At 33.8% G+C, this 2,279-nt stretch carries 1 protein-coding gene; it reads right to left on the bottom strand.

What is annotated here, in order from left to right; translation table 11 throughout:
* On the bottom strand, positions 1-2,053 hold a 2,053-nt coding region (locus HN894_05350; GenBank protein ID MBT7142744.1), incomplete at its 3' end, for a hypothetical protein.
* Positions 2,054-2,279 lie beyond the last annotated feature (226 nt).

Here is a 2,279-nt window from a genome sequence, read left to right as displayed (position 1 = left end):
TAGATTCGGTGGTTTCATATCCATCGGGAAAAATATTTCCGGGATATCTGATAACTGCACATTGCCCGTTTGTTTGCGATATAATGTTTTGAAAATTTTGCTCTAAATTACAACAATCGTAACATGCACTTGAGCCTGAAGAAAAATGTTCGAGCAAAGGAAGCCGGTTATAATAAGGCTCAAAAATATTGATAGTATCTATCGTATAACACAAATTAGCATCCGTTATAGTTACAGAATATTGACCAATTGGCAAATTAGATAAATCCTGAATAGTATCTCCGGTATTCCATAAATATGAGTAGGGTGGTGTTGCACCATTCACCGATAAATCAATAGTACCATCTGATGCTCCTATTGCCGATGCATCTGTAGCAACGAACGACAAATCAAATTCGTCTGGTTGTGTAATAATCACAGAATCAGTAATCAAATCATTATTAGCGTCAGTAATACTAACATAATATGTACCTGCTCCCAGGTTAGAAATATCCTCTGTAGTTTCGCCGTTGCTCCAAAGAAATGAATAGGGAGAAACACCATTATAAACAGAAATGTTAATTGATGCATCGGAGTTTCCAAAACAAGAAATGTCCAAATTTGTATGTAAAGCTGTAAAGGATTGTGTTATTTTGAGAAAATAATTCTGAGCATTGTTCATTTCTGTTAAATTATAAATACCTGGACCCGGATCAAAATCAACAGTTCCATCAAATCCCCCCGATGAATAAATATTTGCTGTTTTATCAAGAACAATGTTTCTCCCTACATCCCCCATATTACCACCTATGTTTCTTGCCCATACAAAATTACCAAGAGAGTCAAGCTTAGAAATGAAAATATCATCGTTCCCATTTGAACTAAGGTTATATACACCCGGTCCGGGATCAAAATCGACAGTTTCATCAAATTCGCCTGTAGTATAAACATTATATGCTGAATCAAGAGCCAATGAATAACCAATATCTTGATAATTACTCCCCATAGATTTAGCCCAAATAAAATTGCCTGAAGAACTTAGTTTGGAAATGAATATATATTCAGAACCATTTGAAACAAGATTATATACTCCCGGACCAGGATCAAAATCAACAGTTCCTTTAAAAAACCCAGTATAATAAATATTTTCGTTATCGTCAGCAGCCAATGAAAATGCGTTTTCACCGTAAATATCACCAATTCTTTTTGCCCAAACAAAATTCCCTAAAGAATCGTATTTGGCAATAAAAATATCTGCATAAACTTCTGAAACAAGATTATACACACCGGGTCCGGGATCAAAATCTGTAGTATCACTAAAATAGCCTATAGCATATATATTATTTTCACCACCAATTGTAAGGGAATTACACATGCTTTCTTCGCTACCATCAAGTTTTTTTGCCCAAACAAATTCTCCTGATGAGTTTAATTTTGAGAGAAAAATATTAGACCAGCCATCAGCTGTAAGATTATATATGGCAGGACCTGGATCAAAATCGACAGTTCCCTGAAGAGTTCCGGTAATATAAACATTTGTATTATTATCAATTTTTAGCGATGTTATGTTTGAATTATTACCCCATACGCCCAAGTATGAGTCAATCATTTTTGCCCAAATAAAATTGCCGTATGTATCAAGTTTTAAAATAAACTCAGCATAATAATAATCAGGCACTAAATAACAAACACCGGGGCCAGGATCAAAATCCAGAGTTTCACCGAATTCCCCTGCAATATATATATTGCCAACAGAATCTACAACTAAAGAAACTCCTTCGTCTCCACCTATACCCCCATAGTTTATTGCCCATTCGAAATTGCCAAAAACATCTAATTTCAAAATAAAAATATCTTCTTGTCCGTTTGAAACAAGATTAAATACTCCCGATCCCGGGTCAAAATCAACTGTATTCTCATAATATCCGGTATAATAGCTATTTCCGGCTTCATCAACAGCAAGAGAATTTATAATAATCTCAAAGGTTTCGGCCCATTCAAATACTGGTTCTTGTGCACAAAGGTTGGTAGTAATTATAAAAATACTTAGAAATATTAATATTTTTGTTTTCATAAGTTTATTAATTAAAATGTTATAATAAATTATTCAGCTAAGGTAATAATTTAAAAGGCAAAATGCAATTTATTTATTTCTATTTTTTCGAATTGTATTTGTCAAAATATTTGGATGATATGAAAAGACCTGACAGGTTTTCGAAACCTGTCAGGTCTGTTTGAAATACCCTGCTGGTGCAGGTTATTAGAAAAAATCTAATTCGGTGGATAAGTCAAAGAAACAG

The organism is Bacteroidota bacterium, assembly GCA_018692315.1.
GTDB lineage: Bacteria > Bacteroidota > Bacteroidia > Bacteroidales > JABHKC01 > JABHKC01.
The sequence above is the reverse complement of the archived record's forward strand: the minus strand, read 5'-3'. Positions and strand labels throughout refer to the sequence as shown.